The sequence below is a fragment of the Rhodospirillales bacterium genome, assembly GCA_014323865.1.
Lineage (GTDB): Bacteria > Pseudomonadota > Alphaproteobacteria > SP197 > SP197 > SP197.
Genome location: JACONG010000004.1, coordinates 215,453 through 241,716, shown reverse-complemented (window position 1 = coordinate 241,716; position 26,264 = coordinate 215,453). Strand labels below are relative to the sequence as shown.

24 protein-coding genes and 1 tRNA gene are annotated in these 26,264 nt (G+C 64.4%); 12 read left to right on the top strand and 13 right to left on the bottom strand.

Annotated features, from left to right (window positions below):
* Nucleotides 1–76: 76 nt before the first annotated feature.
* Nucleotides 77–244 (top strand): hypothetical protein, encoded by a 168-nt coding sequence (locus tag GDA49_01805; GenBank protein MBC6439156.1) that lies wholly within the window; start codon nt 77–79, stop codon nt 242–244.
* On the opposite strand, the gene GDA49_01800 is transcribed toward GDA49_01805, so the two are convergent.
* A complete protein-coding gene (locus GDA49_01800; GenBank protein MBC6439155.1) occupies nt 230–1,969 on the bottom strand; it encodes an acyl-CoA dehydrogenase in 1,740 nt (579 codons plus the stop codon). The genes GDA49_01805 and GDA49_01800 overlap by 15 nt on opposite strands.
* Before the next feature lie 124 nt (nt 1,970–2,093).
* Here GDA49_01800 and GDA49_01795 point away from each other — a divergent pair, with 124 nt between their 5' ends.
* Nucleotides 2,094–2,336 carry a DUF3144 domain-containing protein gene (locus GDA49_01795; protein MBC6439154.1) on the top strand — a complete coding sequence of 81 codons (243 nt, stop codon included), beginning with the start codon at nt 2,094–2,096 and terminating at the stop codon, nt 2,334–2,336.
* A 141-nt stretch (nt 2,337–2,477) separates the two neighbouring features.
* Here GDA49_01795 and GDA49_01790 read toward each other — a convergent pair whose 3' ends face one another.
* A complete protein-coding gene (locus tag GDA49_01790) occupies nt 2,478–4,007 on the bottom strand; it encodes an ABC-F family ATP-binding cassette domain-containing protein (protein MBC6439153.1) in 1,530 nt (509 codons plus the stop codon).
* A gap of 185 nt (nt 4,008–4,192) precedes the next feature.
* On the opposite strand from GDA49_01790, the gene GDA49_01785 reads away from it, so the two are divergent.
* On the top strand, nt 4,193–4,975 hold the full coding sequence (locus GDA49_01785; GenBank protein ID MBC6439152.1) for an enoyl-CoA hydratase/isomerase family protein: 783 nt from the start codon (nt 4,193–4,195) through the stop codon (nt 4,973–4,975).
* A gap of 61 nt (nt 4,976–5,036) precedes the next feature.
* Nucleotides 5,037–5,831: a peroxide stress protein YaaA gene (gene yaaA / locus GDA49_01780; protein MBC6439151.1), complete on the top strand. Its 795-nt coding sequence runs from the start codon at nt 5,037–5,039 to the stop codon at nt 5,829–5,831.
* Nucleotides 5,832–6,066: 235 nt separating this feature from the next.
* Here yaaA and GDA49_01775 read toward each other — a convergent pair whose 3' ends face one another.
* A complete protein-coding gene (locus tag GDA49_01775) occupies nt 6,067–8,166 on the bottom strand; it encodes an acetate--CoA ligase family protein (protein MBC6439150.1) in 2,100 nt (699 codons plus the stop codon).
* A gap of 108 nt (nt 8,167–8,274) precedes the next feature.
* Between GDA49_01775 and GDA49_01770 the strand changes: the two genes are divergently transcribed.
* From GDA49_01770 to selD, 4 genes are all read left to right on the top strand, one after another.
* Nucleotides 8,275–9,672: an L-seryl-tRNA(Sec) selenium transferase gene (locus tag GDA49_01770; protein MBC6439149.1), complete on the top strand. Its 1,398-nt coding sequence runs from the start codon at nt 8,275–8,277 to the stop codon at nt 9,670–9,672.
* Nucleotides 9,669–11,555: a selenocysteine-specific translation elongation factor gene (selB, locus tag GDA49_01765; protein ID MBC6439148.1), complete on the top strand. Its 1,887-nt coding sequence runs from the start codon at nt 9,669–9,671 to the stop codon at nt 11,553–11,555. The genes GDA49_01770 and selB overlap by 4 nt, the downstream gene beginning before the upstream one ends.
* Before the next feature lie 195 nt (nt 11,556–11,750).
* Nucleotides 11,751–11,845, top strand: a tRNA-Sec gene (locus GDA49_01760).
* 18 nt (nt 11,846–11,863) lie between these two features.
* Nucleotides 11,864–14,050 carry a selenide, water dikinase SelD gene (gene selD, locus GDA49_01755; protein MBC6439147.1) on the top strand — a complete coding sequence of 729 codons (2,187 nt, stop codon included), beginning with the start codon at nt 11,864–11,866 and terminating at the stop codon, nt 14,048–14,050.
* A gap of 51 nt (nt 14,051–14,101) precedes the next feature.
* Here selD and GDA49_01750 read toward each other — a convergent pair whose 3' ends face one another.
* The 7 genes from GDA49_01750 to GDA49_01720 all read right to left on the bottom strand — a co-directional run bounded on the left by GDA49_01750 (nt 14,102) and on the right by GDA49_01720 (nt 20,830).
* Nucleotides 14,102–14,473 carry a hypothetical protein gene (locus GDA49_01750; GenBank protein ID MBC6439146.1) on the bottom strand — a complete coding sequence of 124 codons (372 nt, stop codon included), beginning with the start codon at nt 14,471–14,473 and terminating at the stop codon, nt 14,102–14,104.
* A 12-nt stretch (nt 14,474–14,485) separates the two neighbouring features.
* Entirely contained in the window at nt 14,486–14,851 is a 366-nt protein-coding gene (locus tag GDA49_01745; protein ID MBC6439145.1) for a hypothetical protein, read from the bottom strand.
* Between the two features lie 18 nt (nt 14,852–14,869).
* The gene (locus GDA49_01740) at nt 14,870–15,310 is read right to left on the bottom strand and encodes a selenoprotein B glycine/betaine/sarcosine/D-proline reductase (GenBank protein MBC6439144.1); all 441 of its coding nucleotides are present in this window, start codon (nt 15,308–15,310) and stop codon (nt 14,870–14,872) included.
* A 260-nt stretch (nt 15,311–15,570) separates the two neighbouring features.
* Complete coding sequence (locus GDA49_01735) at nt 15,571–17,226, bottom strand: ABC transporter ATP-binding protein (GenBank protein ID MBC6439143.1); 1,656 nt, start codon at nt 17,224–17,226, stop codon at nt 15,571–15,573.
* Nucleotides 17,223–18,065: an ABC transporter permease gene (locus tag GDA49_01730; protein ID MBC6439142.1), complete on the bottom strand. Its 843-nt coding sequence runs from the start codon at nt 18,063–18,065 to the stop codon at nt 17,223–17,225. The genes GDA49_01735 and GDA49_01730 overlap by 4 nt, the downstream gene beginning before the upstream one ends.
* A 56-nt stretch (nt 18,066–18,121) precedes the next feature.
* On the bottom strand, nt 18,122–19,069 hold the full coding sequence (locus GDA49_01725) for an ABC transporter permease (GenBank protein ID MBC6439141.1): 948 nt from the start codon (nt 19,067–19,069) through the stop codon (nt 18,122–18,124).
* A gap of 171 nt (nt 19,070–19,240) precedes the next feature.
* The gene (locus GDA49_01720) at nt 19,241–20,830 is read right to left on the bottom strand and encodes an amidohydrolase (protein MBC6439140.1); all 1,590 of its coding nucleotides are present in this window, start codon (nt 20,828–20,830) and stop codon (nt 19,241–19,243) included.
* A gap of 109 nt (nt 20,831–20,939) precedes the next feature.
* Between GDA49_01720 and GDA49_01715 the strand changes: the two genes are divergently transcribed.
* Complete coding sequence (locus tag GDA49_01715) at nt 20,940–21,386, top strand: PaaI family thioesterase (protein ID MBC6439139.1); 447 nt, start codon at nt 20,940–20,942, stop codon at nt 21,384–21,386.
* Between the two features lies 1 nt (nt 21,387).
* A complete protein-coding gene (locus tag GDA49_01710) occupies nt 21,388–21,552 on the top strand; it encodes a hypothetical protein (GenBank protein MBC6439138.1) in 165 nt (54 codons plus the stop codon).
* Between the two features lie 311 nt (nt 21,553–21,863).
* Here GDA49_01710 and GDA49_01705 read toward each other — a convergent pair whose 3' ends face one another.
* The gene (locus GDA49_01705) at nt 21,864–22,109 is read right to left on the bottom strand and encodes a hypothetical protein (GenBank protein ID MBC6439137.1); all 246 of its coding nucleotides are present in this window, start codon (nt 22,107–22,109) and stop codon (nt 21,864–21,866) included.
* 82 nt (nt 22,110–22,191) lie between these two features.
* Nucleotides 22,192–22,392 (bottom strand): hypothetical protein, encoded by a 201-nt coding sequence (locus GDA49_01700; GenBank protein ID MBC6439136.1) that lies wholly within the window; start codon nt 22,390–22,392, stop codon nt 22,192–22,194.
* 198 nt (nt 22,393–22,590) lie between these two features.
* Here GDA49_01700 and GDA49_01695 point away from each other — a divergent pair, with 198 nt between their 5' ends.
* Together GDA49_01695 and GDA49_01690 are read left to right on the top strand one after the other, a co-directional pair.
* Nucleotides 22,591–23,658: an HlyD family secretion protein gene (locus tag GDA49_01695; GenBank protein MBC6439135.1), complete on the top strand. Its 1,068-nt coding sequence runs from the start codon at nt 22,591–22,593 to the stop codon at nt 23,656–23,658.
* Complete coding sequence (locus tag GDA49_01690) at nt 23,655–24,272, top strand: MFS transporter (GenBank protein MBC6439134.1); 618 nt, start codon at nt 23,655–23,657, stop codon at nt 24,270–24,272. The genes GDA49_01695 and GDA49_01690 overlap by 4 nt, the downstream gene beginning before the upstream one ends.
* 28 nt (nt 24,273–24,300) lie before the next feature.
* Here the strand turns inward: GDA49_01690 and GDA49_01685 are convergent.
* Nucleotides 24,301–26,264 (bottom strand): exo-alpha-sialidase (locus GDA49_01685; GenBank protein MBC6439133.1); only part of this gene is annotated, 1,964 nt, incomplete at its 5' end.

The following is a 26,264-nucleotide window of genomic DNA, read 5'->3' as shown; positions in this document are numbered from 1 at the left end:
AGAGCATCTTCACCCGTTCAGATGGATTCAATCTGAACGGGATATGCTTCAGGGCCACGGACGCGCCGGACTGCGCATGGCCTTTGCATTCGTGCTCGGCGCGGCCTTCGTTGCGGGCGGCGGCCTGATGGCGATCTCGGGCGCATGGCGGGCCTGTCGCAGCGCCCTCACGATGGTGCCGCTGTCCGGCGTGCAAAAGACGGGAGGGCCGCCGGGAGCTTTCTCAGGATCAGGTTCTGTTTGACACGACCGCCGCCAGCGCGCCCGCCAGAGGCATCTCCTGAGTCATGTAGAAGCGTGCGCTCTCGCGCTTGTTCTCCAAGAAGTCCGCATCACCCTCTGCAACATCGAGCGCCTGCTTCGCAGCCGTCGCCTGGCGCAGCATCTGCCAGCCGCCCGTGACGGTGCCGAACAGGCGTTGATAGGTCGTGGCCTGGGCGAGGACGGCGTCGCTGTCGGACGCCATGGTATCGGCAACCCAGCCGGTCGCGCGACGCAGATGTTCCATGCCCGCTTCAACCGTGTCGGCGAGTGTGACGTCTCCGCAGGCACGTGACGCGGCAATGTCGGCCTCAACGACCTCGAACAGCGCGCGGGCGGCCGCACCGCCGTCGCGAGCGATCTTCCGGCCGACCAGATCAATCGCCATGATCCCGTTGGTTCCCTCGTAGATCGGCAGGATGCGGGCGTCGCGATAGTGCTGGGCGGCACCGGTTTCCTCAATGAAACCCATGCCGCCGTGCATCTGCACGCCTTCGGAGGCGAGCTGCACCGCACCGTCACTGCACCAGGCCTTCACCACCGGTGTCATCAGATCGAAGAAGGCGCGCTGGCGTCGCGCCTCGTCCCCGGTGCCGTGTTCGGCACGGTCGAAGCAGGTGGCGGTCCAGTAAACCAGACCGCGCGCGGCCTCGGTGCGTGCCCGCATCCACGCAAGCGTGCGCCTGACATCAGGGTGTCGATCGATCGTGACGGCTTCGCCGCTCCGGCTGCCCTGGACGCGATCGGCGGCATGGGCTCCGGCCGCCTGGAGCGCACGTTCGCCAATCGCCAGGCCCTGCAGACCGACGGCGACACGGGCGTTGTTCATCATGGTGAACATGCAGGCCAGCCCGTTGTGTTCCTCACCCACCAGGTAGCCGGTGGCGCCGCCGTTGTCGCCATAGGCCATCATGCAGGTCGGGCTGCCCTTGATGCCGAGCTTCTTCTCCAGGGAAACGACACGCAGGTCGTTGCGCTCACCGGGCGTGCCATCGGGTTTCACGAGATACTTCGGCACGATGAAGAGCGAGATGCCCTTCACGCCAGGCGGCGCATCGGGCAGGCGGGCGAGCACCATATGGACGATGTTCTCCGTCATCTCGTGCTCGCCATAGGTGATGAAGATCTTCTGGCCGGTGATGCGGTACGTGCCGTCGTCGGCCCGCTCGGCACGGGTTCGCATCCGGGCGAGATCGGTGCCGGCCTGGGGTTCGGTCAGGTTCATGGTGCCCGACCAGGTGCCGGCGATCATGTTCGGCAGGTAGGTCTGTTTCTGCTCGTCCGTCCCGTGGTGCAGCAGGAGTTCAGTCGCGCCGCGCGTCAGCAGTGTGCCGACGGCAAGCGCCATGTTGGCGGCCTCGAACATCTCGGCGACCGCCAGCGACAAGGTCCAGGGCATGCCCTGCCCGCCGTAGGTCTCCGGAAACGAAAGACTGTTCCAGCCGCCCTTGGCGAAAGCGTCGTAGGCCTCTCTGAAACCCGCGGGCAACCGCACGACGCCGTTTTCGAGCTTCGAGCCCTCCTGATCGCCGCTGCGATTCAGCGGTGCGAAGACATCGTTCGCAAGCCGGCCCGCCTCATCCAGCAGGGCCTCCACAAGGCCGTCGTCGACAGCCGCCGCGTCGAACACTTCGGCCAGGTCCGCGAAGCCTGCCTGTGCGTCGAGCGCGAAGCGAATGTCATGGACGGGAGCAGCGTAATGAGTCATGGCAACGGTTACGCACTGTGGTGAGCGGTGGTTCAGAATGCTGAAATCGATTATCACACGCCGAGTCATCCGGGCCAAACCGGCCCTCTACCCTACCCCACAGGCCTACCCCACAGGTTCCCCCATGAGCGACGCCACCGGCAGCGCCCACCTCGACATTGCCAACCGCTTCATCGAGCAGGCCAATGCCATGGTCGAAGCCGGCGGCGACGCCGAGGCGATCGGCCTTGCCATGACACACGCAGCCGCGAACTTCACCGCCTTTGCCGCTGTGCTGGCCGAGGGTCGTCACGAGGAGCTCGACAACGTGGCCGACGAGTACCGTCGTCTGCTCCACGCCTACTTCGACAACCGACGGCAGACCTGAAGGCCGACGGCGCACAAGCGTGCGCCCGCGCCGAAGGGCACGCAAGCCAATTGAGCGGAGCGAGGGCCGGCGCTTGAGGCCAGAGAAACAGGCAGCGTCTTCACGGTCCAGAGCATGTTCACGCACCTGGCTGGAACCGCTCTAACCGTCGAGCAGCAACGCATGGAACGGCTCGGCTGATTCCACCTCGACCAACCTGCCGCGCTCGATCAGGAAGAAGCGGTTGGCGACGCCATCGACGAAGCGGCGGTCGTGGCTGACCATGACGCAGGTCAGGTCGCGGGTGAGGATTTCGTCTTCGAGCCGCTCCCTGCCGTCGACATCGAGATGGTTTGTCGGCTCGTCGAGCACCAGAAGGTTCGGCTGCTCGAGCTTAAGCAGCAGGAAGAGCAGGCGTGCCCGTTCGCCGCCCGACAACGTGCCGATCGGACGGTCCTGCTCGATGTGAGGGAAACCCGCGTGGATCAGCTCGGCACGCACACGCAGGTCGGGCACCGGGAACTGACCGGCGAAGAAGCGGAACATCGGCTGCTTGTCGGGTAGCCGCGACAGGTCCTGGTCGAAATAGCCGGCCTCGGCTTGCGGGTTGAAGTAGACCGCGGCCTTCTCGGCGATCCGGTCGCCGTGGCTCTCGTACTCCGCCATCAGGCGCTTCAGGAAGGTCGACTTGCCGGAGCCGTTCACGCCCATGATCACCGCGCGATCGCCACGGGCGAGCGCCAGCCGCTCGATGCCGAAGAGATCGTCGCCGTTGGGGGCCTGAACCGTGCAGTGGTTGCAGCGCAGCAGGATGTTGGCCTGGGCCTCGCCGTCCGAGAGCTTGAGGTTGCGACGGTCCTCGGGCGCGACACAGGTCACCTGTGTTTTCTTCTTCTCGATGCGCTGCTCGATGCTCCTGGCGCGCTTCGAGAACTTCTCGTTGTCCCAGAGCTTGCCCCAGCTCGCGAGCCGCCTGGCGCTGCGCTGCAGCCGCTTGATCTCGTTCTCCTCGGCCTCGCGCGCCTTCGCCGCCGAGAGATCGTGTTCGACCAGAAGCTGACGCGCCCGCGTGTAGTTGCCGGCGAAGTCGTAGAGCACACCGTCGCGCAGGAAGAGCGTGCGGTTGGTGCAGCGGTCGAGCACCTCGCGGTCATGGCTGATCATGAGCAGCGGGCCGCGTACCTCGTCCTCCAGCCAGCGCTCCAGGTGCAGGATCCTGGCAAGGTCGAGATGGTTGGTCGGCTCGTCGAGCAGCAGCAGATCGGGTTCCGGCAGGCGTGCCCGTGCGATCAGGCAGAGCCGCTGCCAGCCGCCCGAGAGCTTGCCGACGGGCCGGTCGTGGAACTCGCAGGGAAAGCCGAGCGTGGCCAGCGCGACGTCGACCTTCCAGGCGTCGCTGTCGCGGATCGCCTCGGACAGCGCCTCCAGCAGCGCCGCGCGCAGGGTCATCGCAAGCAGATGCCCGGGCACCTCCTGTTCGCTCACGCCGATGGTCAGGCCGCGGCGCAGCGCCAGATCGCCCGCATCGATCCCGATGCGTCCGGCCAGCGCGTTGAGCAACGTCGATTTGCCCGAGCCGTTGGCGCCCACCAGCCCGATCCGGTCGTTTTCGCCCACGGCAAAGGTCGCATCGCGCACGAGCGGCGCGGTGCCGTGGGAGACCGTGATGTTGGAGGCGATGAAGAGCGACATGGTTCTGTCAGGTGATCGTGGGACGCGTGTCTACAGCAATTGGTGCCGGTTCACATCCTCACCTGTCCCGTCATGCCCCACGTGATGGGGCATCAGTCGCCCGCCCCTCCGCATGTCGATATGCCGGACGATGACGGATGGTGAGGAGAGCGGCTAAGGTTCTGCCGCAACACGGGAGCAGCAGCATGAGCGAGCGGGTCCGCACGGCGGTCAACGGCCACGTCTTCGAGGTCACCCTCGACAATCCCAAGGCGAACGCCATCGGGGCCGAGGTCAGCCGCGAGATGAACGAGGCCTTCAAACGGTTCCGCGACGATCCCGACCTCCGGGTCGCGATCCTGACCGGCGCCGGCGACCGCTTCTTCTGCACCGGTTGGGATCTCAACGACGGCGCTCAGGACGAACCCGACAGGGACTTCGGTCCCTGCGGCTTCGGCGGCGTCGCCGGCATGTTCGACCTCAACAAGCCCGTCATCATGGCGATCAACGGCTACTGCGTCGCCGGTGGCTTCGAGCTGGCACTTTCGGGAGACCTCATGGTCGCATCGGAAAACGCCGAATTCTTCCTGTCGGAGGTCAACATGGGCCTGACGACATCGGGTGCGAGTATCTCCAGGCTGTGTTCCCGCCTGCCCCGCCATATCGCCATGGAACTGCTCTTCACGGGACGCCGCATGAAGGCGCAGGAGGCGTTCGATCTGAAGCTCCTCAACCGTGTCACGCCACAGGGCCAAGTGATGGACGCTGCGCGCGAAATCGCAAAGCAGATCGCTTCGGCCGCGCCGCTCTCGGTCCAGGCCGAAAAGCAGATGGTCAGCCTTTGCGGCGATCTCTCGCCCGCAGAGGCCGACAAGCTGGAAAATGCCGGCAGGCTGACCGCCAAGGCGCGGGTCTACGAATCCGAGGACTCCAGGGAGGGCGCCCGCGCGTTCATCGAGAAGCGCAAACCCGTGTGGACAGGTCGGTAACGGCAGTTTGCCCCTAGAAGATCCACGACCTACATAATCTACAGGAACCGGGAGAACATGCATGTTGGTGGTGATCTCGCCCGCGAAGGCGCTCAACTTCGATCCTGCCCCCGATGGCCTGCCGTCGTCGCAGCCTGCGCTGATGGCGCAGACCCGTGAACTGATGAAAACCACGCGCACGCTGACCCGCAGCGATATCGCGGGCCTGATGGATCTTTCCGACAACCTCGCCGAGCTCAACTTCGACCGCTTCAAGGCCTTTCGTCTGAAGCACACGGCGGAGAACGCCAAGCAGGCCGCCCTCGCCTTCGCGGGCGATACCTATCGGGGTCTCGATGCCGGGACGCTGGATGGCGACGATCTCGGCTACGCCCAGGACCACCTGCGCATCCTCTCGGGCCTCTACGGCGTGTTGCGCCCGCTCGATCTGATCCAGCCCTATCGGCTTGAGATGGGCACGCGGCTCGCCACCCCACGCGGCGAGAATCTCCATGACTTCTGGGGCGACAGGATCACCCGGGCGCTCAATCGCGACCTCGGGGAGCACGACAATCCGGTTCTCGTGAACGCCGCGTCGGTCGAGTACTTCAGCGCGGTAAAGACCGCCAAGCTGAAGGCGCGGCCGATCGATACGGTGTTCAAGGAAGAGCGCGACGGCGTCGCCAGGATCATCAGTTTCTCGGCCAAGGTCGCACGCGGCATGATCGCCCGCTACACGATCCAGAACCGCATCGACCGCCCGGAAGGCCTCAAGGACTTCGATCTCGACGGCTACCGCTTCCGCAAGGACCTCTCGGACGAAAACACCTACACCTTCATCCGCGCGGACATGCGCGGCCAGGACCTCGCCGCCTGAAAGCCCAGTCAGGGGTTGAAACGGCTGCTTCCCGTCGGTCAAGCCGGAGGGAAGACAGCGGAGGTGGGGTCCTCGAAGGCATCACCGTGCTGGGCTGCGAGCCAGCTTGTCGCCCAGGCCGTTTCAACGACGGCTCTCAGGTCGGCAAGATGGTCCTCGATAGCCCGACGACACGTTCGGCGATGCCGTCCCTGCCACCGGCGAGTTCCTCGGCGTGCCGGTAGATACGGCCGGCTCATCCAGCCCTGGAGGCAGGTACGACGAGCGCGTCGACTGCGATGCAGCCATCCGGTCCGGCAATCAGCGGATTGAGATCAAGCTCCGCGAGACGGTCGCCGAGGCACACGGCAAGCACCGAGAGCCGCGCGATCGTGTCGCACACGGCGTCGATGTCGGCCGCCGGCATGCCGCGGATGCCATCCAGCATTGGCCGACAGGCGAGGCCATCGAGCGCACGGCGTGCACTCGTGCGGCCCGCGGGCGGCAGCAGGAAGCGGCGATCCTTCATCAGCTCGATCAGGATGCCGCCGACCGCGACCATCACGAGCGGTCCGAACTGGGGATCGATCACGAGGCCGGCAGCGAGCTCGACACCCGTCGGCACCATGGCGGCGACCAGGGCGCGCGGACCGAGGCGACCCGCCATGTCGGACCACGCGGCGCGCAGCGCCGCCTCGTCGGCGATGCCGATCTTCACCCCGCCGACATCGCTCTTGTGGAGGATGCCCGCCTCAGCAGTCTTCAGGACGAGCGGATAGCCGATCGCGTCGCCGGCCGCCGCCGCCTCATCCTCGGTCGTGACGATGCGGCGTTCCGGCACGGCGATGCCGAAGTCGCTCAGCAGGTCAAGACCGTCGTTCTCGTCGAGCGGTGCGCTCTGATCCAGCCTTGCCTGCCAGCGCGCGACGACGTCTGCGTCCGGTGCCGCGATCATATCCTGCGCGGTGTCGTCACGCCGGTCGCGACGCTGCATGGCGAGCTTGAAGGCCGTGAGAAAGGTCTCCGTGCCGTCGATCAGAATGACCGAGCTGTTGACCCCCTGCCGGATTGCGATCGGGTTGATCGCGCGGCTCCAGTGCTGGCAGAAGAACACGGGCTTGTCGGTGTTGGCATCGACCTTCTCGGCGATATCGAGCAAGCCCCCGGTGATGTCGTCTGTGAAGTTGAGATCGCTGAACATGCCGGTGATCGCGGAGTCCTCGTCGTCGGCGAGGGCTTGCATGCAACCCTCGAAGACGTTCTCCCAATCAAGCCCGGTGCCCCAGATATCGGTCGGGTTGACCGGTTCCAGGCCGTACTCCAGAAGTCCTGTGAGTTTCTCGACTGTTTGGGAACCGATATCGGCCAGCGGCACACCCATCTTGTCGGCCAGATCGATCAGCATCCCGCGTGCACCGCCCGAATCCATGATGCCTGCAAGATTGCCCGAGGCGATCCGCTTGTGATGCGACAAAAGGCGCGATGTCGCAGCCAAGTCGTTCCAATTTTCGACACGCAGCACACCGTAGTGATCGAACAGCGCCTCGTAGGCTGCGTCATCGCCAGCGAGCGCGCCGGAATGACTCCGGGCGAGCTCCGCGCTCTTCTCCGTCCGGCCGACCTTGATCGCGACCACGGGGATATCCTTCTGGACCGCCTTGTCGAGAACAGCCCGGAACGCCTCGGGATCGCGCACCATCTCGAGGAACAGCGCAATCGCCCGGGTGCTCTCCTGCTCAAGCGCATAATCCATGTAGTCGGCGGCCGTCACGGTCAGCTCCTGGCCTGCCGAGATGCAAAGATTGTGGCGGTGGCGCGGATCGATGAACTGCAACGACAGGAAGCAGGTGCCCGAATGGCTGATCAACGTGATGTTGCCGGGTTCGAACCAGGCGTCGGGCGCGATGTTCATCCAGGTCGCGCGAACACCGCTCAGGTAGTTCACGAAGCCCATGCAGTTCGCACCGCACACCAGAAGCCCCGCCTCGCGCGCGATCGCCTGGAGCCGATCCTTCAGCCTGGGCGTGTCCGTATCGCCCTCCAGATAGGCGCTGCCGAACATGGTCACCGACTTCACGCCATTCTCGGCAGCATCGATCAGCGCCGCCTCGACCCTGGTATTGGCGACGGAGAGGACAGCATGTTCGACCCCGCCGGGAATGCTGGCGAGAGAGGCATAACAGGGCAGGCCCATGATCTCGTCATAGCCCGGATTGACGGGATAAACGGGCGGGCCGATCGCGGTGTTGTCGAGATTCAGAAGCGTGGAGTGGCCGAATGCTCCTTCGCGCCCCGACGCACCAACCAGCGCGATCGAGGTGGGGTCCATCAACGGACGAAGGTAATGCTCGCTCATGGGCCGGAAAGCTAGCCTGCCCCCGATGACAAGACCAGGACTTCCGTGCTCTTGCCCGTCACCGGCGGTTGACTATGCTGGCCGCTGCGACACCGTGCGTGGAGCGCAATGAACCAGACCTTCCGACCCCCGTCTGTCGAGCGGCTGCTGCGATCAGACGAGATTGCTGCGCTGATCGACAGCTATGGCCGCAGCCTGACCGTCGAGGCCCTGCGCTTCGTTCTGGACGAATTGCGTGATCGCGCCCGTGAGGGCATGACTGTGGACGCTTCGGCCTCAGGCTTGGCTGATTCGGTGGGACAGTTCTGCATCGGTCGTCTGAGCGGCAGGCCACGCCCGGTCTTCAATCTCACCGGCACGGTCCTTCACACCAACCTCGGACGCGCGCCGATGGCCGACGAGGCGATCACGGCTGTGTCCGAGGCCGCGCGCGGTGCCTCTGATCTCGAGTTCGATCTGCAGTCCGGCAAGCGCGGCGAACGCGATGCGATTGTGACCGAACGGATCAGACGGCTGACCGGCGCGGAAGCGGCCATCGTCGTCAACAACAATGCCGCAGCCGTCTTGCTGCTGCTGAACAGTCTCGCGCTGCGCAAGGAGGTGCCGGTCTCGCGCGGCGAGCTGATCGAGATCGGCGGCGCCTTTCGCATGCCCGACATCATGGCGCGTGCCGGTTGCCGTCTGGTCGAGGTCGGAACCACCAACCGGACCCACCGGCGCGACTTCGAGGATGCGATCGGCCAACGCACGGCTCTGCTGTTGAAAGTGCACACCAGCAACTACGCGATCCGCGGCTTCACCGCCGAGGTGCCCAAGCCCGAGCTGGCCGGGCTCGCCCGGGAGCACGGCCTGCCCTTCGCCGTCGATCTCGGCAGCGGCACGCTGGTCGACCTGACCCGGTGGGGCCTGCCCAAGGAACCGACTGTTGCCGAGACCTTGGCCGATGGCGCCGATCTCGTCACCTTCAGCGGCGACAAACTGCTCGGCGGCCCTCAGGCAGGCCTGATTGCCGGGCGGGCCGAACTGGTCGCCAGGCTCGCGAGGAATCCGATGAAACGCGCGATGCGCGCCGACAAGATGACACTCGCAGCGCTCGACGCGACACTCGCACTTTACGAGAACCCCGACCGCCTGCCCGAGCGTCTGCCCGCCTTGCGCCTGCTGACACGGCCATCGCATGTCATCCGGGACCAGGCGGAGAGGTTGCGCGGACCGCTGGCCAGTGTCCTCGGCGACGGGTTTGCCGTGACCGTCATCGACCTCAAGAGCCAGATCGGCAGTGGCGCCCAGCCGATCGAGCTGCTCGAGAGCGCAGGCCTGGCCATTCGGCCCGCCAAGTCCGGCCACGGCGCGGACGCCCGGCTGAGACGGCTGGCGGATGCCCTGCGTCGCTTGCCGAAACCGGTTATCGGCACCCTGCATGACGGTGAGATCCGGCTCGACCTGCGCTGCCTTGATGACGAGAACACTTTCGTCGCGCAACTCCCGCCCCTCGCCGTTCCATGATCGTCGCCACGGCCGGACACGTCGATCACGGCAAGACCGCGCTGATCGGTGCCCTGACCGGCGTCGATACCGATCACCTTCCCGAGGAAAAGTCGCGCGGCCTCACGATCGACCTCGGCTATGCCTATCTGCCGCTCGACTCCGGCAAGACAATCGGCTTCATCGACGTGCCCGGTCACGAACGTTTCCTGCGCAACATGGTCGCGGGCGTCGCCGGTATCGACCTCGGCCTGCTGGTCGTTGCCGCCGACGACGGCGTCATGCCCCAGACCATCGAACACGCCACGGTGCTTTCGCTCCTCGGCGTCGACCGCGCGCTTGTCGCGGTCACAAAGGCCGATCGTGTCTCCTCGTACGTCTGCGAGGCCGCCCGAGAGGATGCGCAGGCGTTGCTCCAGGGCCTCAGCATCAAGGTGTTGGACACCATTGCCACGGCAGCCCCGGAAGGCCGGGGGATCGACGAGGTTCGGGAGGTCCTGCGGAACGAGGCCAGCCGGTTGCCGCCCCCCGAAACGACCGGAGGGTTCAGACTGGCCGTCGACCGGGTCTTTGTCATTCGCGGCGCAGGCGTCGTGGTCACCGGCACCGTGCATGCCGGCCGCGCTGCGATCGGCGACCGACTTGTCCTGATGCCATCGGGACGCGAGGTCAGGATCCGCGGCATTCACGCCCAGGATGCGCCGGCCGAGCAAACGGTCCGGGGCGAGCGGACGGCCCTGAACCTCTCGGGCATCGACCGTGACGACGTCACACGCGGCGACTGGGTCGTCACGCCGGAGATCCTGGCACCGTCCTACCGGATCGACGTGGAACTCTCCCTTCTCGGTGACAACAAGACGGGCCTGAAGCACTGGACGCCGGTGCACGCCCACCATGGCGCCGGCCACACCACAGGGCGTCTCGCTCTGCTGGAGCACAACCGGCTTGAACCCGGCCAGACCGGCCTGGCCCAGCTCGTCACCGACGAACCCCTTGTAGGCGCACGCGGTGATCGACTGGTCTTTCGCGACTCCTCTGCCCGACGAACGATTGCCGGCGGAACGGTGCTCGACCCCAGAGGGCCCTCGCGAGGTCGCGCGAAGGACGAGCGCCTTGCCGTTCTCCGTCTGGGTGCAGTCGCCGACACGAGGGACGCTTTTGTTCGATATCTCGCGACAGCACGCAACGGGTTCGACCCTGTTGTCTTTCTTAATGCCCGCAACCTGCCCGCCGACGACGCGGATGTGCTGATCCGTCGATCCGATGTCCATGCTGTCGAGTCGCGTCTGGTTCTGCGAGAGGATCATTGGAACGCGCTCATGGCGACAGTCACCGAGGCCGTGGAGACGGATCACCGTCAGAACACCGATCGCCTGGGACCGACCGCTCAGGAGCTCCGCCGTCTGCTGCCGACACGGCCACCGATGCCGCTTCTTGATGCGGCGATCAGGGCGCTGACGCGCGACGGGGATCTGATCCGCCAGGGTGCCGTCGTGCATCGTCCCGCTCATCGCGTCACGCTCAAAGAGGCCGATACCAGGCTCTGGGCACGGGTTGAAGCGGCGTTGGACGTCACGCAGGGTTCGCCGCCAGCGCTGTTTCCCCTGGCCGAAGGGCTCGACATGACACCGGGCGACCTGAAGCGATTTCTCGATCGCATGGTCGCCTGCGGTCTCACCGTGAAAATCGGCAGGAACCGCTATCTCACCCCGAGCCAGGTCGACCGCGCCGTCGCCGACGCGGCAGCGGAATCAGCCGCCCAGCCGGATGGCTTTACGGTCGCCCAGTTTCGCGACCGCACAGGGATCGGCCGCAACCTGGCGATCGACCTGCTGGAGTATCTCGACCGAAGGGGCGTGACCCGGAGGCGTGGAGACCTGCGCCAAGCCCCACAGGTACCCTGATCGTCAGCTCTCTCAGTGGCGCCAGAACGGCGTCAGATCGCGCAGCGCACGCCAGACCGCACGCTCAAGCCGATCATGGCACCGCTCTTCCAGCTCCATGTCGAGAAGATCGCGTCATGAGGCGGCACGACGGATTCGTGATCGGAAATGCATGGACCCTGCCCGAGCACCGGGCTAGCCATGGCGGGCACGGACGGAGGGGATTCGGTTCCGGTGGGCCGCCCGGTCTTCAAAACCGGTGAGGGGCGTATGACGTGCCTGGTGGGTTCGACTCCCACTCCCTTCCGCCAAATCTGACGACCGGAGTCATGACCCCCACCAGCCAGACCCTGCTCGATGTCGTGCTGATCGGTGGCGGCCATGCCCATGTCGAGGTGCTGCGCAGCGCCGCCATGGCACCCGTGCCCGGCGTTCGGCTGACGGTCGTGGCGCGCGATACGGTGACGCCCTACTCTGGCATGTTGCCGGGCTATCTGGCCGGCATCTACAGCCACGCCGAGGCGCACATCGACCTCAGGCCGTTGTGCGCGCGGGCCGGCGCACGCCTCATCCATGCGCCGGCGACCGGACTCGATCCCGAAGCACGGATTGTGACGTTCGCCGGACGGCCCCCGCTTCGTTTCGATGTCGCCATGATCGACATCGGCTCGACACCGGTCGTCGCCGATATCGAAGGCGCCGAGCGCGCACTGCCGGTCAAACCCGTCGACCTCTTTCTCGACCGCTGGATGGCGGTGGAGGATGCGGTGCTGGCGAGTGACGGTCCCTGGCACCTGACGGTCGTGGGCGGCGGTGCCGGCGGTGCCGAAGTCTGCCTCGGTCTCGCCAACCGTGTACGGGAGCGGCTGAGCGCCGAGGGCGATGATCCGACCCGTGTTCGCGCGGCGCTGGTCACAGATGGCGACACCCTGCTGCCACGGCACAACCCAGGCGCCCGTCGTCGCATGGCCGACGCCATGACGCGTGACAGCGTGGCTGTCCACCTCGAACGTCATGTGGCGCGGGTCGCCGAGGATCATGTTCTCTGTGTCGACGGCACGGAGATTCCCGTCGACACGACCGTCCTGGTCACGGGGGCGGCGGCACCGGGCTGGCTGCGCGACACCGGACTTGCGCTCGACGACGGTGGTTTCATCGCGGTCGACCGCTTTCTGCGCTCGCATTCCCACGTCAACGTCTTTGCCGCCGGCGACGTTGCCGGCTTCACCGAGCAGCCGCTGGTCAAGAACGGGGTCTACGCCGTGCGCCAGGGGCCCCTGCTCGCGCGCCAGCTTCGCAACATTGCCGCCGGACGCCCGCTCGAGCCGTTCATACCCCAGCACCGCACCATGGCGCTGATCTCGACCGGACGGCAGCACGCCATCGGATCCTGGGGCAGCCTGGCTTTCGACGGCGACTGGGCCTGGCGCTGGAAGGACCGGATTGATCGGGTATGGATGGAGAAGTACCAGCAGCTTCCCGCGATACCGGAGATGGACGACACGCCCATGCGCTGCGGCGGCTGCGGTGCGAAGGTGCCCGCGCGTATCCTGCAGCGAGCCCTTGAAAGGCTCGATCTTCCGAGCCGTTCGGAGGTGATCACGGGTCTCGAAGCCCCTGATGACGCGGCGGTCATCGCGCCGCCGCCCGGCCAGGTCGCTGTGCAGACGGTCGATCAGTTCCCTGCATTCGTCGACGATCCGTGGGTCTTCGGCCGCATCGCAGCCGTTCACGCCCTGTCGGATGTTCATGCCATGGGCGCGGCACCGGTCGCCGCACTTGCGCTTGTCGGCCTTCTGCCCGGCACGCCGGACGCCATGGAAGACGACCTGGTCCAGATGATCGAAGGTGTGCTCTCGATCCTGCGGGTCGAGGACTGCGCGCTGGTGGGCGGGCACACGACGGGAAGCGAGCGCGCCAGCCTGGGCCTTACAGTGACCGGCTTCGCCGATCCCGATCGCCTTGTCCGCAAGTCGGGGCTGAAAGCCGGCGACGCACTGATCCTGACGCGGCCGCTGGGAACCGGCACACTGTTTGCTGCCGACATGCGCGGCAAAGCCGAGAGCGCATGGATCGAGGCTGCCGTCGCAGCCATGCAGCGCTCGAACGGCCCGGCGGCGGACGTCTTCCTTGAACACGGCATTCACGCCATGACCGACATCACCGGCTTCGGGCTCGCCGGCCACCTGCACGAGATGCTCGCAGCCTCGGGCGTGGCGGCGGCGATAACGCTCGGCGTCCTGCCGGTCTACCCCGGCGCGCGCGCGCTCCTGTCAAGGGGCATCGCCAGCACGCTCCATCCCGGCAACGTGGCCGCCCTCGAAGGCCTGCTCGATCCCGGCACCATCGACCCGATCGTCTTCGACCCCCAGACCGCCGGGGGCCTTCTGGCGGGGATACCGGCCAACAGGGCAGAAGCCTGCATTACGGCCCTGCACGAGGCCGGAGACACCGACGCCGTCGTTATCGGACACATCGTCGACGACGCCGACAGCATGATCACGATCAGAGACTGAACCGGCGTCACGTCGCGGGGAGGAATCCTGAACGGTTTCCACCCGAAACGATCAGTTCGACATGCCCGGTGCCGGGCCGTCGGACAACGTGTCGATCAGCATGAAGTCGCCGACATCGAAGATGGCCTGATCCTCGGACGTCATGCAGACGTCACGCAGGTCCCTGATCAGCTGCGCCGCCTGGGTCTCGAACCAGAACCATTGCATCGCACCATCTGTCGAACCCTTGCCCGGCTGTGCGGTCGCGGCCTCGAAGTAGTAGGCCTTGATATCCTCGGCAGCCAGGCGCAGGGCGTCTGCCACCGCGACACCCTCCATCGGGCTGCCCATGCCGGGGGTCGCAGTGAAGCGGGACAGGAAACGTGCCGCATCGTCGGTCTTCAAACCGGATGACGCGGCCGATGTGCGACCCCGCTTGCTCACGCTGACTTCATGCTAGGGTGCCAGCCCGCTGATCTCCGCCAGAACGGCATGAAGCTGCTCGCCTTCGCTGACGGCCGCCGGCTTGGGGAAGGCGACCGGGCAGACCCAGCCCTCACCGTCGTCTTCGATGACGTCGGCGGGTGCCTCGTCCGGGAAATCCTCCAGGATCGGGCCGGAAGAGCGGTCCAGCAGCGCGAGGGCTGTGCTCAGAACACGGGTCTGGAAGGCGGCATCGCCAGCCACGCCGAAGGGCCGTCCCAGCGGGAACGGGACCCAGAGCGCCCGTGGTGGTTTCACGTCTTCCGCCTGGCCGCGCACCAGCGCGATCAGGGTGGTCGCAAGGCCTTCGTCTTCCAGAAACTTCGCCAGTCCGCTCACGGCGCACGTGCAAAGGGGTCAGACAGGGGTCAGGACAACCGTGTTGACGCCATCGGCCTTCATGACACCGGCAAGCTGGCGGGCATGGGCCTCCATCTCGTTGGGGTCAGTGGCACCCATGAACGAATAGTGGAAGTCGGCCACGCTGCCGATCACACCGCCATCCGCCAGCTCCTGCAGACGTGCGAGCGGGAAGACGATGTTGACATCATGATGGAAGCCGGTGCGGTCGTGCGACACCGACACGTGGTCCATCACCACATCCCTGGCACGCTCCGCGGGGATCACCCGATAATCGTTCGATCCTTCCGAGAAAGGGCGGTCACCCGGCAGCTTCAGGCCGGCCGACGAGATCAGCGCCACGCGCCGCGCCGCCGGGGGTGGTGGGTCGACCCAGGCCGATCCCGGCACATCCGGTGTTTCCCGGTCACGCAGGAACGTGGCCAGGCCCTGATCCATGTCTTCGAGGCGAGCCATCGAAAGTACGTCTCCAGTTTGGGTAGCGCGAAGCGTGGGCAGCCGCAGCCGTTTCTGTCAATTCACAGAATCGACGGTCTCGAGCATCATCGGTGCCATGCCGTCGATCGTGCAATTCGGCCCCGGCGGCGATCAGGTCTTTCACGTTCTCCGCTGTGCCAGATTCTGCCGCGTCGTGCAGCGGTGTCGATCCATCTTCGGTTCGCGCCGCGGATTTTCGCGTGTCCATATCGATTTCTTCCCTAAGAGCGACTGTGCTTTTCGGCGTCGATTTCGAAGAGATCGCCACGATCGCGCAGCACCTCATTGAGCCAGTCGATACGCATCTCCGGCGTCGAGGCGATCAGCTTGCGCGTGTAGGCCTCTTTCTGGTCGCTGAAGATCTGCTCGGTCGTACCCTGTTCGACCACCTCGCCCTGGAACATCACCACGGTCCGGTCGGCAATGTTTCGCACGATGCCAAGGTCATGGGTGATGAACATGTAGGCCAGGTTCTTTTCCTTCTGCAGCCGGTCGAGCAGCTTGAGAATGCCGGCGGCGACGACCTGGTCGAGTGCGGACGTCACCTCGTCGCAGATGATCAGTTCCGGATCGGCGGCGAGTGCACGCGCAATGCAGACGCGCTGCTTCTGACCACCGGAAAGCTGGCCGGGGAAGCGATCGGCGAACTCCGGCCCCATGTCGATCTCCTCGAGGAGTTCGAACATGCGATCCTCGCGCTTCTTGCCGGTCAGGCCGAAGTAGAAGGTGAGCGGCCGGCCGATGATCTCCGAGATGCGCTGGCGCGGATTCATCGCCACGTCCGGCATCTGGTAGATCATCTGCGCCTTGCGCAGCTGCTCCTTCTGGCGGTCCTTCAGAGCCAGCGAGAACTGGGCACCGTCAAACTCGACATGCCCCTTGTGAGGCGGCAGCAGACCGGTGACCACACGGGCGAGTGTGGACTTGCCCGAACCGGATTCACCGACCACGGCGACCGTCTCGCCAGCGCCAATGTTGACGGAGATGTTCTTGAGAACATCGACGTTGCCGTCATAGCTCGCTGTGACGTCCTTGATCCGCAGCACCGGGTTCTCCGGCATGCCGGTGAAGACCTTGGTGTTGATCTCCTCGGTCCGCGCCGAGATCAGCTCCCTGGTATAGGCCTCATGAGGATCATGCAGGATCTGCTCGGTCGGGCCCTCCTCGACCTTGACGCCGTAGCGCAACACCATGATGCGATCGGCGATCTGGGCCACGACCGCGAGATCGTGGGTGATATAGAGCGCCGCGGTGTTGTTGTTACGGATCAGGTCACGAACAGTGGCCAGCACCTCGATCTGGGTGGTCACGTCGAGCGCCGTGGTGGGCTCGTCCAGAACCAGAAGATCGGGACCACAGGTCATCGCCATGGCCGACATGACACGCTGCAACTGGCCGCCCGAGACCTGATGCGGATAACGCCGTCCGATGTTGTTGGGATCGGGCAGGTCGAGCTTTCCGTAAAGCTCTTCGGCGCGCACCGTGGCATCACCGACACTCATCACGTTGTGGCGAACGGCCGCTTCGGTGACCTGATCGTTGAGCCGCCTGGCCGGATTGAACGAGGCTGCCGCGCTCTGGGCAATGTAAGCGGCGTTCACCCCGCGCATTTGGCGGACCTGATCTTCGGACAGGGTGCGGAGATCCGTTCCGTCGAAGAAAATCCTGCCGCCGGTGATCTTGCAGCCCGGCCGAGCGAAACACATCGACGCCAGGCCTATGGTCGACTTGCCCGCACCGGACTCGCCGATCAGGCCGAGGACCTCGCCGCGTTTGAGCACAACATCGACGTCGTCGACGATACGGAAGGGATTGCCGTCGGCACCGCGCGCTTCGATGCGCAACGCCTGCATGTCGAGAAGAAGAGCTTCGCTCATCCGTCAAACTCCGCGGCCGCCGAACGGTTCGAACGCGCCAGCACATAATCGACCAGAAGGTTCACACCGATGGCCAGCACGGCGATGGCACCGGCCGGATAAAGCGGCGCGGCAATGCCGTAGATGATCGCGGTGGCGTTCTCACGCACCATCCCGCCCCAGTCCGCCAGAGGCGGCTGGATGCCCAGGCCCAGGAAGCTGAGCGAAGCGATGAACAGGAAGGCGAACGCGAAACGCAGGCCGAACTCGGCGACCAGCGGCATGACCGTGTTGGGCAGAACCTCGCGGGTCATGATCCACCAGAGCCTCTCGCCCCTGAGCCGTGCGGCTTCGACGTACTCCATGACCACCACGTCCATCGCAATGGCACGCGACAGGCGGAACACACGGGTCGAGTCGAGGACTGCGATGACCATGACGAGGATCACCACCTCCGTTCCCAAGACCGAGATCACGACCAGCGCCAGGATCAGGGTAGGAATGGCCATCAGCGCTTCGACGATACGCGAAAGCAGCATATCGACGATGCCGCCCAGGATCGCCGCAGCAAAGCCGGCGACGATTCCCATCACGAATGACAGCAGCGTCGCGACGAAGGCGATGGTGATGGTGGTCTGCGCGCCGTAGATGATGCGCGTCAGCATGTCGCGGCCGAGCTGATCGCCACCGAGCCAGTTCTCGGCGCTGGGCGGTGCCCAGACGTCGGTCACAAGCTCGGTCTCACCATAGGGTGCGATCACCCCGGCAAAGACCACGACAAAGAGGTTGATGAGGATGATGACCATGCCGACGCGTGCGGTCAGCGGCATTTCGGCGAAGAACTGCTTCACCATCATCATTTTGGTGGGACGGACCCATTGGGCGGTTTCGGATGTGGTTACCATCTTGCCCTCCCTTACTTCGGATGCCTGAGACGCGGGTTCGCCAGAATTGAGGCGATATCCGCGGCCAGGATGAGAAGGACCCATACGCCGGCGAAGATCAGGCCGCAGGCCTGCACCACCGGAACATCACGTTTGGACACCGAGTCCACCATGTATTGGCCCATGCCGGGATAGGTGTAGACCACCTCCACGACGACCACGCCGACGACAAGGTAGGCGAGGTTCAGCATGACAACGGTGATGATTGGCGACAGCACATTGGGCAGGGCGTGCTGGACGACGATTCGCCAGTACTTCACGCCCTTCAGATGTGCCATCTCGATGTAGGAGCTGCTCATGACGCCGATCACCGCGGCACGGGTCATGCGCATCATGTGCGCCAGAGTGACCAGCGTGAGCGTTATGGCCGGGAGCGCCATGGCCTCCAGCCGATCACCGAAGTCCATCCTGTCGTTGACGTTGGAGAGACTTGGTAACCAGGACAGTTCCACCGCCACGATGAGGATCAGAACGTAACCGATGAAGAACTCAGGCACCGAAATCGCCATCAGGCTGCCAACCGAGATACCACGATCCAGCGGCGTGCCCTGCTTGATCGCCGAAATGAGGCCGAGGCCGATGGCAAGCGGCACGGCAATCAGGGCGGCGAGCGCCGCGAGCATCATGGTGTTCTCGAAACGGAAGCCGATCTGGGGCGCGATGGGCCTGCGGTTGCCCAGCGAGGTACCGAGATCGCCCTGAACGAAGGCCCCCAGCCAACTGAGGTAGCGTTCGTGCGGCGGCCGGTTGAGACCGAGCTGTTCGCGGATAGCAGCCGTGTTCTCCTCGGTGGCGGACTGGCCGAGAATGGCCGTCGCCACATCGCCCGGAAGAATCTCGGTGCCGATGAAGATGATCACAGAGACCACCAGCAGGGTCAAAAGGCCCAGCGCCAGTCTCCGGGCGATCAGTTTCAGCATGATCGCCGCCCCCTATGCTTCAAATGAATATGCTGCAGGAACATTTCGTCCCGCCTCCCGCGAATGTTTGAGCGTTTCTTGCGGCATGCCCCACCGCCTGAAGCCATTAGACCGAATTCGATCCGATCTGCAAACAGCGGATTCGAGAATACTGCCTTGTCTGTAACCTGATCACGGTTCCTGGGCCGTATCTGGCACGTACCACGCCTCTCCGCGCAGCGTGGTGACGTATTCGGGCCAATGGAAGCCCGTCGGGGGATCGAAATCGGCGGGCAGCAGCGGCGGCACCCATGAGGACCCGCCAAGACCGCCGCCGGTCCTGTCATTGAATTCGTCGCGCGCCTTTTGAAGCTCCTCGGGGCGCGTCAGGAGATCGATCGCCGTGGCTCCGATCGTCTTGGCCGCACAAATGATGGTGGGGTCGATCGTCGGCGAATAGCCACCCAAGGCGTTCCACGACCACCCGGGATAACTGTAGCCCTCGGGTCCCTTCAGCGTGCAACGCCCGACGATCAGACGCACCGTCGGTGTGTGCCAGGTCCAGTCGACATAATCGTCCGACGTATAGTTGCGTTGCCAGGGCGGCAGCATGGCGCGCAGCTGCGCTTCACTCTCTTCCGGCGGACAGAGGTCGATCATGGCATCCAGGATCGGCTGATCCATGGCTTCGAGCCCGAGGTTCGTCTGGAGCTCGCGGCAGAACGAGACCGCGTCGTCGCCCCATTGTGGCCCGCCGACAAGCTCCAGGTTGCTGTAGGTCAACTCGGCAATGGCGTGGTTCGGAAGGCCGACACGGGTTTTGGTGACCCAGCGCTTCTCGACACGGCAATGAGTGATCTTGGCGACCTGCTCGGCGTTGTTGTCGAGCACCTCCCCGATGCGCTGCTGCATTTCCAGGACCGGGGAGCGCCAGGAGTACTGGATTTGGCTGAAACGGGGCGCGAGGTTGTCGCTGGTCGCATCGCCCGTGGCCAGCAGCGCCTCGTTCAGCGTCCAGGTGCCGATGTGCGGCAGCATCGATTCCTTGGTGTACTTCGTGGTCGTGTACATCAGGCAGAGCGCGTCGTTGGCGCCCGGCGCGCGTGCAATCGTGTGTTCGGTCTGCGGGCCAGGCGCGGAAGGACTGCGCCACGTCTCCGGTTCGTCGCAGATGAAGTTGTAGATGCAACTCCAGTAGCTGCCACAGTGGGTGTCCCAGACGGTCGTGTTCGTCCTCAAGCCGCCGAACGACGGGTGGAACGAGATCGCCGCATCCATGTCGTCGTAATAGCCCCTGGCGGCATGCACGGGCTTCGAACCGCAGACCTTCTCGGCAGGCTCGCCCAGGAACTTCAGGCGGCCCTTGATTCCGTGCGCCTCCATCGCTGCCTTCGCGGCAAGAATGCCACCGAGCGCCGCCATGCCGAGCGCCGAGTGCGGGTCGGTATGGCCGGCCGCAGCATGATGAATGCCCTTGCGGAGTTTGCGGTAGGGTACACGGTCCTGGTTGTTGCCGGGCACGGCATCGTACTCGGCATAGGAGCCGATTGTCGGGCCGTCACCGTTTGACCACTCCGCACAGAACGCGGTCGCCATGCCGCCGGAGCCCTCCTCGACCTCGAAGCCTTCCTTGCGCAGGCGATCGACGTACCAGTCCGCGGACTTGTATTCGCGCCAGGCCGGCTCGTGAAAGTCCCAGATCGTGCTGTGCCAGTCCGAGAGCTGCTGACGGTTGGCGTCGACCCAGTCGAGCGCCGTCTGCTTTTCGGGTGCGATGGTCATGGTGTGCTCCTCCTCGTCGATGGAAGGCTGGAGCATGGCGCGCCAGCCGACAAGACCTGTTCCGCAAGCGAACAACACCACAATGCCGCCTCCCAGGACGAGGCCAGCCATGGACGAAGACAATCCGGACAACCCGCCGACCGGTTTCCACGTGATCTACGACAACGAGCGGTTCGAGAATGTCGTCGGACCCATCTCCTTCCGCAACGACGAGAACGGCCGTGTCGCCGGTCGGCGTGTTCAGAGGAAACACCGCAACGGCCTCAAGACGATTCAGGGCGGCATGTTGACTGCCTTTGCCGATGCGGGGCTGACCGGCATCGACTGGTTCTACCGGGAGGACCCGAAGGCCGAAGCCTGCGTCACGGGGTCGCTCAACTGCGAATTCGCCTCTTCGGCCCGGCTTGGCGACTGGCTCGAATGCCCCGGCGACGTGGTCAAACGGGGGCGCAGGATGGTGTTCATCCAAGGGCGTCTGGTCGAAGGCGTCACGGTCGTGATGACCTGCTTTACAGTGCTGAAGCGCATCCCGCGCAGCGTGTTCGAGGAGGCATGAGATGGCGACGGAACCTCTGAAGACGGCGGCCAGCGCCGCACCGTTCATCAGCCCCGACAGTCTGCTCCGCGCTGCACGCCAGGACAGACCCGACGGCGTCGACATTGCGCTCTTCGGCCTGCCCTTCGACGACGGCACGATTGCGCGCGACGGCGCACGCCTCTAGTTACGACCCGGCGCAGATTTGCGAGATGTCGATTAACATCCGCGGCCCCCATCTTGCCACAGGCGTCTCACCGTTCGAGACCTGCCGCGTGGCCGACATCGGCGATTCGCCGGATCAACGGCTTCGACCACGAAGGCAGCGTCGACATGCTGTTTGGAATCAAGCTCAACCACGCCACCCCGTTCCGCCGTGCGGTCGAGAAAGGGCTGGTCGGTCCCAGGCGCCATATCAATCATCGGGCTGCGGGGGGCCGGCAGACCGACGGATGCGGCCATCGACTGGGCGCGCGAGGTCGTGGGCTCGGGGCCAACCTACATCACGGTTGGCATCGACGGTCTCGATCCCGGTTCAGCAATGGCTTCCAACTCGTCGACCTCGTCGGCATAGAACGCCAGGAGCCGCGTCCTCGTGGCGGCTGCCATCGGCTGATCGTAACGCCCCTGATGCGCGCCGGGCTGCTCGGCAGGCGCGGCGCGGCGGAGGCTGAGAAAGCCACCGAGCGACAGGAGGGAGATGGGCCGGTCGACCGGATGCCGCAGCAACACGACGATCTTCATGGACAGGCTATGGACGGGCTGCAGGCACGGATGCGATCGAAGGCGTGCGGCCGGTAGAGATAGTCCGACATCGCCTCGCCGATCACCCTGACGTCGCGTTCCATCGGGAAGGCGCGGCGATAGACCTTGAGATCGACGTCGTCGTCGAAGAAAGGCCCGGTGTCGAACAGTGCGGCTCCTTGACCCGGAACATACCGACATCAGCGTGCCGGCGCATCACGGCATCGAGTGCCGAGGTCCCGTCTTTCTGGGCACCGGCAATCAGGAAATCGACCTTGCGCATGGAACCTCAAGGCCTTCGCAGCAGCGCCCCATGTGACAGGCGCCGGGGACTCATTGCATGGGCACAACGACGGGATGACACAGGTTCGTGGCACCTGCCCGGGGCCCTTGTCAGCTCCATTGCCAAGCCGCCGATTTGGGTCTAAGGGGCGACAGGTGAGGCCTCGCGGTTGTGGCCTCGTGGAAGCGGACGAAACGCATGCGGCGTTTAAGACGCATCCTCATCCGTGTCGTGCTGATGGTGGGCGTGCCCACCATAGCCGTGTGGATCGCGGTGGAGGCGTATTTGGCCAGCGGGCGCTATGTGACCGCCGAAAACGCCTATGTGAAGACCGACATCGTCAACATCGGCTCCGAGGTCGACGGCCGCGTGGTACGCGTCTTTGTCACCGACTACGACCGGGTCGAGCTCGGTGTGCCACTGTTCGAGATCGATCCCGAACCGTTCGGCATCGCGATCGCCGCGGCCGAGGCCGAGATGGCCGCGGTCGAGCAGGAGGTCGCTGCTCTGCGTGCGCTCTATCGCCGGGGCGAGGCCGAGATCGCCGCCAAGGAAGAGGATATCCGCTACCTCCAGGGCGAGCATGATCGTCAGGCCTCGCTGGTGGCCGATGGCGCCGGCGCACAAGCCAGGCTCGATGAAGCGGCCCACGAGCTGGCAGCCGCGCGCCGGGACGTCGCGGTGCTGCGCGAACAGAACCTCGTCGTGCTGGCCGATCTCGGTGGCGCGATCGATGCCCCGGTCGAGAACCAGCCGATGTACCGTGCGGCCGAAGCCATGCGGCGCGAAGCCTCGCTCGACCTCTCACGCACCCTGGTGACCGCACCGATGGACGGCACGCTCTCGCAGGTGCTGCTGGAGGTCGGCGAGTATATCGAGGCAGGCGACCCCGTCTTCGCGCTCGTCGCGATCGGCAAACCCTGGATCGAGGTCAATCTCAAGGAGGTCGATCTGACCCATGTTCAGGTCGGCCAGCAGGCCACCGTGGTGGTCGATGCCTATCCCGACATCGTTTGGCCGGCGACCGTCGATTCGATCAGTCCGGCAACCGGTGCCGAGTTCGCCTTGCTGCCGCCCCAGAACTCGACCGGCAACTGGGTGAAGGTTGTCCAGCGCGTTCCCGTTCGCCTGCGGCTCGAGTCCGGCCGTGACATGACCCTGCTGCGTTCGGGCATGACCGTGACCGTGTCGATCGATACCGGTCAGGAACGTACCTTCGACGGCGTGGTTGACGACGTTCTCGCGGACGTGCTGCCAGGACAATGACCGCGGAAGCAACCGCCGCCGACGAGGATGGCGGTCCTGCGGTGACCGACGACGTCGAGCGGCCGACCGGTCTTCGTTTCGTCATGCTGGTGGCCTTCGCGACGCTCGCGACCATGGCCTACGACTTCACCTGGACCATCGTCTCGGTTGCGCTGCCCCACATGCAGGGCACGTTCTCGACAACGCCCGACCAGATGGCCTGGGTCCTGATCGGCTTCATGCTGGGCAGTGCCACGGCAACGGCAACGGCAGGATGGTTCTCGAACCGGTTCGGAAGGAAGAACCTCTTCCTCTTCGCAACCGCGGGCTACACGATCACGCTGATCGGTTGCGGCATGTCTGAAACGCTGATCGAGGTGACCGTCTGGCGCTTTGTGCAGGGCCTTGTGGGCGCACCGCTGATCCCGCTCGGTCAGACGATCGTGGTCGACGCCTTCCCGCGCCATCTTCACAGCAAGGCCACCTCGATCTGGGCCATCGGCGTGATGGTTGGTTCGGTTGCCGGCCCCGTCGGCGGCGAATTGAGACTTGAGGACCGCAACGGGACGGCGCTCGCCAGTTCCGACTACGACAGCCAGCCGTTCCTCGGGGCAGGTCTGCGCTTCAACTGGTAGGGGCGGGTAGCGGGTTTCACGGTCACGCTCACGAACTGCGTGGATTGAAGCCCTTGGCCATCTCGGTGGCTTGCGCCACAACCTCCTTGGGCATCCTGCCGAAACCGACGTTCTCCGCCGATAGCGCGTCCACGAGATCAGGATAGGCCATGTTCTGCTGGATCTTGCCATAGCTCGGTATCAGAAGGATTGCATCGGCACGAGCGTCATGATGCGCAGCGATCTTGGCATAATACTGCTGCAGCCGAATGAAGAGATGCACCACGTAAAAGATCACAACGACGCTGAAAACACGAGGGATCGTTGTCTCACCGAGATGCTTATCGAGCGACGACCGCCTCGTCCGACCTTCGCGAGCATCAGCCGCCGCTTCGCGCGCCAGGAACGAAAGAAGCGGTGCGACGCTGTCGCGCATATGCGGCGGCAGATTCTCGTCGGCAAAGTGTTTCTGCAGTTCATCAACCATTTCTGTCACTGGCCGCGATTTATTGTCCAACGTCGCATTGATGTTGTCCATCAACGTGTCGAAGTTGTGCGCATTGGCCACTGCGAGATCGCCCTGCGTCGTGAGCATGAGGATCGTGAACAGTGGGTCCTCGATCGGCTCGGTCCCAGCGTCACTGCTATAGACTGCGATGTCGGCAATCTCCGAATGGTCTCGCCACGGCAATCCGGCATCAGCCGTATGGAAGCTGTTCCAATCATAAGGCTTTGACGTCGGTGGTTCGCCTTCCAACCTGAACAGCGTGTAGCCGATATGGTGCTGATCGGTTGCAAACATCAGGATTGCGGCGTCGCCAGTCGATCCGTCTTCAGTGGTCCAAGCCATGGTTGTTGCGGACTGGACCGAATCGCCGATAGGTGCCGCCTCACCTCTAAGGGACCCGACCTTCAGCCCATCACCATCCCGATCCACTGTCGACCATGCGTGCCCCGGTCCGGGCCGGAACGCCAGATTGCCATTCTGGCTTTGGACAAACTGCGTCTCGCCGTTCGCCGCGATGCCAAGGTTCTTTACGGCCTCATTGCTGGTCAGGAATTCGCGGAACCCCTTTTCTTCAGCCCACGCGAACTCGCGCCCATCCTCAGTGCCGGTTTCGTCAAGCAGTATACCTGTCACGCTGCAGGCATTGCCCGTATCATTCTTGCCGGTGTCGCCACCTTCCGCAGCAGTCTTATCTGTCGTTGGTTCGGTCATGACGGACTTGAACAGGCGCCCGCTTCCGGTTTGCAAGTGCGCCTGATGATCGTTCGCGTCGACCCAAACCGACCGGATACTGTCCGGAACTTCGATCTTATTGAAGATGTTGCCTGCCTGCGAAGCCACCAGACCACACTCATTCAACTCAAGGTGAAGCATCGACTTCGCTTGGGGATTCCATAACAAGACGCCGCTGCCACCATCTACATACGACACCTCGGTCGATGATGGGACGGATCCAACATCTATATATTCATCGGTCGACGGCACCCGGGAGATTGCCGACCACGTCGCCCCATCATCCCGTGAGATAACTAATGAACCTTCGTCGCCCCAAACAGCGATCATGTTATCTTCTTCATCTTCTTCCTGGGACCCAGTGTCCTTTTTGAGGAACTGAACGTCCCGCACCCATTCGGAATTGTGGAATTGACCGTTTTCCCGAAAGTTCACGGTGACGTCCCACGTTATTCCACCGTCATCCGAGAGGGCCAGCGAGCCAGTGTCGTCCCACGCGGCAACCGTTTGGTAATCGTTGAGAATGGTGCTGTCCCTGATGCTGCCCCAGACGAAATCGTCCGGCAGCGTAGATGCGGCACGTATACGTTCATCTATATATTCATTGGTCGACGGCACCCGGGAGATTGCCGACCACGTCGCCCCATCATCCCGTGAGATAACTAATGAACCTTCGTCGCCCCAAACAGCGATCATGTTATCTTCTTCATCTTCTTCCTGGGACCCAGTGTCCTTTTTGAAGAACTGAACGCCCCGCACCCATTCGGAATCGC